Consider the following 5,817-nt stretch of genomic DNA (forward strand, 5'->3'; position numbering starts at 1 on the left):
TGGATGCCGCAGTCCGGGGAGCACCTCGACGCGCTGCACGCGCTCGGCGTGCGGGACGGCGTCCTCGTCGTGACCCGCTCCGACCTCGCCGACCCCGAGCTCGCGCGCGACGAGGCCCTGGAGCACCTGGCCGAGTCGAGCCTCGGCCGGCTCCCGGCGGTGTGCGTCTCCGGCGCGACCGGGGAGGGTCTCGACGACCTCCGCGCGGCGCTGGGGGCCCTGGCCGGCCGGCTGCCCGGGCCCGACGTCGACGGCGACGTCCGGCTCTGGGTCGACCGGGCCTTCACCATCCGCGGGGCGGGCACCGTCGTCACCGGCACGCTCGGAGCGGGGCGGGTGTCGGTCGGCGACGAGCTGGTCCTCGCCGGGCACGACGGCGAGCGGACGGTCGCGGTGCGCGGGCTCCAGTCCCTCGGCGAGCCGGTGGAGACCGCGCAGGGGGTGTCGCGGGTCGCGGTGAACCTGCGCGGGGTGCCCCTCGAGGCGCTGCACCGCGGGGACGCGCTGCTCACGCCGCGGCGGTGGCTGACCACGGGGATCGTCGACGTCCGCCTCCACCCACCCCGCGGGACCGGTGTGCGGCGGGCCGACGACCGGCTGCCCGCCGAGGTGATGCTGCACGTCGGCTCCGCGGCGGTGGCCGCCCGCGTCCGCCCGCTGTCCCGACAGGACGCCCCGGACGCGGTCTCCGGCGACGGCGCCGAACCCGGCACCCGGACGCTGCGCCTGACGTTGCGCGCGCCGCTCCCGCTGCGCCCCGGCGACCGCGCGCTGCTGCGCGACCCGGGCGCGCACGCGGTGCTGGGCGGGGTGACGGTGCTCGACGTGCGCCCGCCGGAGCTGCGGCGCCGCGGTGCGGCGCGCACCCGGGCCGGCCAGCTCGCGCAGAGCTCCGGGGCGCCCGACCCGGCGACCGAGCTGCGGCGCCGCCGGTTCCTCAAGGTGGCCGACCTCGCGGGCCTGGGGCTCGCGGAGGCACCGCCGCAGGCCCCGGGCACGGCGGGCTGGCTGGTCGACCCCGAGCACCTCGACGGTCTCGCGGTCCGGCTCGTCGACGCCGTCACCGAGCACGCCGCGGCCGATCCGCTCGACCCCGGCCTGCCGACCCGGGCGGCCGCCCGGGCGCTGGAACTGCCCGAGCCGCGGTTGCTCGCCCTGGTGCTGGCGCGTCGTCCGGCGTCGGACGAGCTCACCGAGGAGGGCGGACGGATCCTGCGCCGCGGCGACGGCGGGCTGCCACCGGCGGTCCGCACAGCGCTGGCCGAGGTCCGCGAGGACCTCGAGGCGTCCCCGTTCGCGGCGCCGGAGGCGGGCCGGCTCGCGGCGCTCGGGCTGGGCGCCAAGCAGCTCGGCGCGGCGGTACGCGCGGGCGAGCTGGTGCGGATCGCCGACGGGGTCTACCTGGCTCCGGACGCCCCGGATCGTGCCGTGACGGTGCTGGCGGGCCTCGAGCAGCCGTTCACGGTGTCGGCGGCCCGTCAGGCGCTGGCGACGTCGCGCCGGGTCGCGGTGCCGCTGCTGGAGCTCCTCGCGCGGACCGGCCGCACCCGCCACGACGGCGAGGGCCACTCGATCAAGTGACCAGCGGGCGCACCGACGACGGCTCGTGCAGCGCGAGGAACGAGCGCTGACCGAGCACGCGTCGTCCTGGCGCGACGACGCAGCCCACCTACTCCGTCAGGTCCTGCCGCAACGTGGCGAGGGTGCGGGTGAGCAGCCGGGAGACGTGCATCTGCGAGACCCCGACGCGCTCGGCGATCTGGGTCTGCGTCATCCCCCCGAAGAAGCGCAGCATGACGATGGTGCGCTCGCGCTCGGGCAGCCGGCGCAGCGCGGGCTGGACGGTCTCGCGGTGCTCGACCTGGGTGAGCTCGTCGTCGTCGGTGCCGAGGACGTCCGCGAGCCGCCCGGACGACGGGTCGTCGACGAGCATGTCGTCCAGTGAGCTCGACCGGTACGCGTTGGCGGCCTCGAGCGCCTCGAGGATCTCCTCCCGCGGGCGGGTGAGCCGCTCGGCGAGCTCGCCCGCCGTCGGGGCGCGGCCCAGCTCCTGGGACAGCGCGGGCATCGCCGAACCGATCGCGAGGCGGAGGTCCTTGAGCCGGCGCGGCACACGCGTCGACCAGGCCTTGTCGCGGAAGTAGCGGCGCACCTCGCCGGTGATGGTGGGCACGGCGTAGGACAGGAAGTCCGACCCGCGCTCCGGCGAGAAGCGGTCGACGGCGTGGATGAGCCCGACGGTCGCGACCTGCTCGAGGTCCTCCTGCGGCTCGCCGCGCTGGGAGAAGCGGCGGGCGATGTGGCGGGCCAGCGGCAGGTAGCCCTCGACCAGGCGGTCGCGCAGCGCCTCGCGCCGGTGGTCGCCCGCCGGCAGGTTCGCGTGCTCGATGAGCATGGGCGTGAGGTGGCCGTAGGAGTCGTCACCGCGCTGTTCCCCGGCCGGCGCGCTCACGTCGTCGTCCGGTCCTTCAGCAGCCGGATGCCGATCCACTCACCGTTGCCGCCGAGGACCTCGGCGGAATCGGTGAGGGTGTCGAGCACCCGCCAGCCGAACGTGTCCTGGCGCAGCTCGGTCGGCGACTCCACCGGCACGCGGGCGACGACCGCGATCCGGCCGTCGACGACGGTGAAGCCGCACCGCAGCTGCCCGCCGGGCGCGGCGAGCGGGACGAGCGCGGAGCAGGCCTCGTCGACCGCCATCCGCAGGTCGGACACCGCGTCGAGGTCGAAGTCCGCCCGGGCGGCGAGGTCGGCGGCGACCGCACGCACCGACGGGATCAGGGCCGCGTCGGCGTGCACCCGCACCTCGACCGGGCTCGGCACCTCGGCGAGGTCCCACGCCGCGGGCAGGCCGTCGACCTCACTCGCGACTCCGGGAGCGGGGACCTCCGGCACGCGCTCACGCTGCTGCGGTTCGGGCGTCTGCACGACTGCGGGTCTCCGTTCGCGGCGGGTCGGTGGGGCGGGTCCGGTACGGACGTCCGGGCCGGGACCACGGTCGGCGTCGGACCGGTGCGCCGATCGATGCGTCACCGTATCGGCGCAGGCGTCACCGGTCACCACCGGCCGGGACGTGCGTGTCGGTCGTCCCGGACGGGTCGGAGGTCCCGGGGCGGGCCGCCTCAGGCGGCCAGCGCCTCCTCGACCGTCGGGTGGATCTCGAACAGGTCCGTCAGCCCGGTGGCCTGCAGCGGCCGGCTGACCGGACGGCTGTCGGCGACCAGGCGGAGGACGACGCCGCGGTTGCGCGACTCGTCGAGGGCCTCGACGAGCAGGGCGAGCCCGCTGGACCCGAGGAACTCGACGGCGAGCATGTCGAGCACCAGCGTGGTGAGCCCGGCCGCCAGCTCCTCGGTGACCTTGGCGCGCAGCGCCGGCGTCGTCAGCATGTCGATCTCCCCGGACAGCCGGATCACCGACGTGTCCCCGGAGCGCTCGACCTCGACACCCATCGGCTCCTCGGTCGAGAAGTCGTCGTCGGTCGCCACGGCCTCGCGCCCCCCGTTACCTGCGCTCTCGGACATGCACAGCACTCCTCTTGGATCTCCCTGGGCTGCGGTGGCGCCAGTGCGCCGCACGATAACCCACTGTCCGGACCCTACTCGCGACGTAGGGGGCGTCGGGCGGTCGCGGTCCGGAGTGGGTGACCGCTCGACCGGGCGACGGGCCCCGGGGACGACCGCTCGAAAGGTCGCGTCCGACCGAGTGATGGATGACGGGGTTTGTCGGCCCCGGTCGTTGGCTATACCCGCCACGTCCGGGTCGGGCCACACCGTTCCGACCCCTTGGAACGCCTCCGCGCGCTCCCTCTCACGACCGGAGGTTCTCGTGGCCGATGTGCGTCTGCTCCCCGGACCGATCATCGACGAGTGGGACTGGCAGCTCCACGGGTCCTGCCGCGGCATGGACTCGAGCTTCTTCTTCCACCCCGACGGCGAGCGCGGCCCGCGGCGCGAACAGCGCGCCAGCCAGGCCAAGAAGGTCTGCATGAGCTGCCCCGTCCTGGAGCCGTGCCGCCGCCACGCCCTCGCGACCCGGGAGCCCTACGGCGTGTGGGGCGGCCTGACCGAGGACGAGCGGCGCTCGGCGCTGCGTCGCACGACGGGCGACGTCGTCCTGGAGGCCTGAGCCGACGGTCCGCGCCCGGGTCACCGGGCCGGGCCCGGTCTCAGAGGTACTGACCGCCGAACTGGCCGCCCTCGACCGCGCCCTCGGCGAGGGCCGCACTCCCGCGGCCGCGCATCGACTCGAGCTGGCCCCGGGCCGAGAGCTGCTGGGCGAGCACGGCGCTCTGGATGCCGTGGAAGAGTCCCTCGAGCCAGCCGAGCAGCTGCGCCTGGGCGATCCGCAGCTCGGCCTGCGACGGCACCTCGTCGGTGCCCAGCGGCAGCGAGATGCGGTCCAGCTCGTCGCGCAGCTCCGGGGCCAGCCCCTTCCCCAGCTCGGCGATCGACCGCGCGTGGATGTCGGCCAGCCGGGCCCGCCCCGCCTCGTCGAGCGGGGCCTGCCGGACCTCCTCGATGAGCTTCGAGACCATCCCCGCCACGCGCATCACCGCGCCCGGCGACTCGACGAGCTCGGCCGTGCCGGCGCCGTCCCCGGCCCCGCTGGCGGCCGCGGCCGCCAGGGCCGACCGGTCCCCGGCGCGTGCCTCGTCCGGGGCGTCCTGGAGTTCCTCGCTCACCGCCCCATCATGTCCGACCCGTCCTGACCGCGCCCGGGGCCGCCCCCGCGCCCGATCGGATCGGCTTGGGTCCCCCCGACCCGGGGTACCACGGCCGCGAGGTGAATCGTGGAGAAGCTCGCGTGGGAGGTCCGTCCCGCGTCGCCCTCGGGTGGCGCGGTGATGGCGACGGTCCGGGGCGACCTCGACCGTGCGGCGCGCCCGGACTTCGTCGCGACCCTCACCGATCTGCTGCTGGCCCACCACGGCGTCGTCCTCGACGTGTCGCACCTGGTCCCGCAGCACAGCTCGGCCGTCCACGCGTTCACCGAGGCGCTCACGCGGACCGGTGGCTGGCCGCGGGCCTGCCTCGCGCTCGTCGCCCCGGAGCCGACCCTCGCCGCGTTGCTGACCGCGTCGCGGGTCGCCGACGAGGTGCCGGTGTACCCGGACGCCGCCCACGCGCTGTCCCACCTCGCCGACCGGCCGCGTGTGGTGCGCGAGGGCTGGCGCTTCGACGTCGATCCGCACGCCCCCGGGCGCGCCCGGTCCTACATCCGTGACCTGTGCCGGCGGTGGGGCCTCGAGGGCGAGGTCCGCGAGGCGGCCGAGATCGTGATCACCGAGCTCGTCACCAACGCCGTCGAGCACGCGACGAGCCCGTCGGTGGTGGAGGTCGAGCGCCACGGCGACGCCTTCCGGGTGGCCGTGCGCGACTACGACGCCGGCCGCACGGGCCACGACGTCCCGGAGGCCACGACGTGGCACGCCCCGCCGACGTCGTCCCCGCGCGGCCGGGGCCTCGCGATGGTGGCCGCGGTGTCGCACACCTGGGGTGTGCTCCGGCACCCGGACGGCAAGACCGTCTGGGCCGAGATGGCGACGTAGGCCGGGGCCGCCGGGTCCCTCAGCCGCGGTCGTTGACCAGCTCGAGGACCGCCTTCTCGATGCTGTCGCGGACCGTCAGCAGGTCGGTGGGGTCCGCCCCGCGCACGGCCTCGCGCACCGTGCGGCCCGCCTCGAAGTGCGACACGAGCACCGGGTCGACGTAGGACCGCTTGCTCACCGCCGGGGTGTTGCCGAGCTGGCCCGCCACCGTCTTCATCGTGTGCGTCACGGCCGCCTTGAGCTTGCGCTGCGCCGTCGGCGGGGCG

Annotated in this window: 7 protein-coding genes and 1 pseudogene; 3 read left to right on the forward strand and 5 right to left on the reverse strand. The window is 76.0% G+C overall.

What is annotated here, in order from left to right; genetic code table 11:
• On the forward strand, window positions 1–1,581 hold a 1,581-nt coding region (locus tag AC0CYZ_RS32010), incomplete at its 5' end, for a SelB domain-containing protein (protein WP_472222365.1).
• A gap of 88 nt (window positions 1,582–1,669) precedes the next feature.
• On the opposite strand, the gene AC0CYZ_RS32015 is transcribed toward AC0CYZ_RS32010, so the two are convergent.
• The 3 genes from AC0CYZ_RS32015 to AC0CYZ_RS32025 all read right to left on the reverse strand — a co-directional run bounded on the left by AC0CYZ_RS32015 (window position 1,670) and on the right by AC0CYZ_RS32025 (window position 3,524).
• Window positions 1,670–2,395 carry an RNA polymerase sigma factor SigF gene (locus AC0CYZ_RS32015; RefSeq protein ID WP_472222377.1) on the reverse strand — a complete coding sequence of 242 codons (726 nt, stop codon included), beginning with the start codon at window positions 2,393–2,395 and terminating at the stop codon, window positions 1,670–1,672.
• 53 nt (window positions 2,396–2,448) lie between these two features.
• Window positions 2,449–2,928 carry an ATP-binding protein gene (locus AC0CYZ_RS32020; protein WP_472222367.1) on the reverse strand — a complete coding sequence of 160 codons (480 nt, stop codon included), beginning with the start codon at window positions 2,926–2,928 and terminating at the stop codon, window positions 2,449–2,451.
• Between the two features lie 194 nt (window positions 2,929–3,122).
• Window positions 3,123–3,524, reverse strand: a complete 402-nt coding sequence (locus AC0CYZ_RS32025; protein WP_472222369.1) for an anti-sigma factor antagonist — start codon at window positions 3,522–3,524, stop codon at window positions 3,123–3,125.
• A 304-nt stretch (window positions 3,525–3,828) separates the two neighbouring features.
• Here AC0CYZ_RS32025 and AC0CYZ_RS32030 point away from each other — a divergent pair, with 304 nt between their 5' ends.
• Window positions 3,829–4,128, forward strand: a complete 300-nt coding sequence (locus tag AC0CYZ_RS32030) for a WhiB family transcriptional regulator (RefSeq protein WP_472222371.1) — start codon at window positions 3,829–3,831, stop codon at window positions 4,126–4,128.
• 40 nt (window positions 4,129–4,168) lie between these two features.
• Here the strand turns inward: AC0CYZ_RS32030 and AC0CYZ_RS32035 are convergent, their stop codons facing one another.
• Window positions 4,169–4,684, reverse strand: coding sequence for a proteasome activator (locus tag AC0CYZ_RS32035; protein WP_472222373.1), 516 nt, complete (start codon window positions 4,682–4,684; stop codon window positions 4,169–4,171).
• Between the two features lie 108 nt (window positions 4,685–4,792).
• Here AC0CYZ_RS32035 and AC0CYZ_RS32040 point away from each other — a divergent pair, with 108 nt between their 5' ends.
• Complete coding sequence (locus AC0CYZ_RS32040) at window positions 4,793–5,551, forward strand: ATP-binding protein (RefSeq protein ID WP_472222375.1); 759 nt, start codon at window positions 4,793–4,795, stop codon at window positions 5,549–5,551.
• 19 nt (window positions 5,552–5,570) lie between these two features.
• Here AC0CYZ_RS32040 and AC0CYZ_RS32045 read toward each other — a convergent pair.
• A pseudogene (locus AC0CYZ_RS32045) lies at window positions 5,571–5,817 on the reverse strand (DNA topoisomerase IB); the annotation flags it as partial.

Source organism: Actinomycetospora sp., from assembly GCF_055612215.1.

Coding starts and splice junctions, on each gene's coding strand:
- AC0CYZ_RS32015 (WP_472222377.1), bottom strand. CDS start 2,395: ATGCTCATCGAGCACGCGAACCTGCCGGCGGGCGACCACCGGCGCGAG.
- AC0CYZ_RS32025 (WP_472222369.1), bottom strand. CDS start 3,524: ATGTCCGAGAGCGCAGGTAACGGGGGGCGCGAGGCCGTGGCGACCGAC.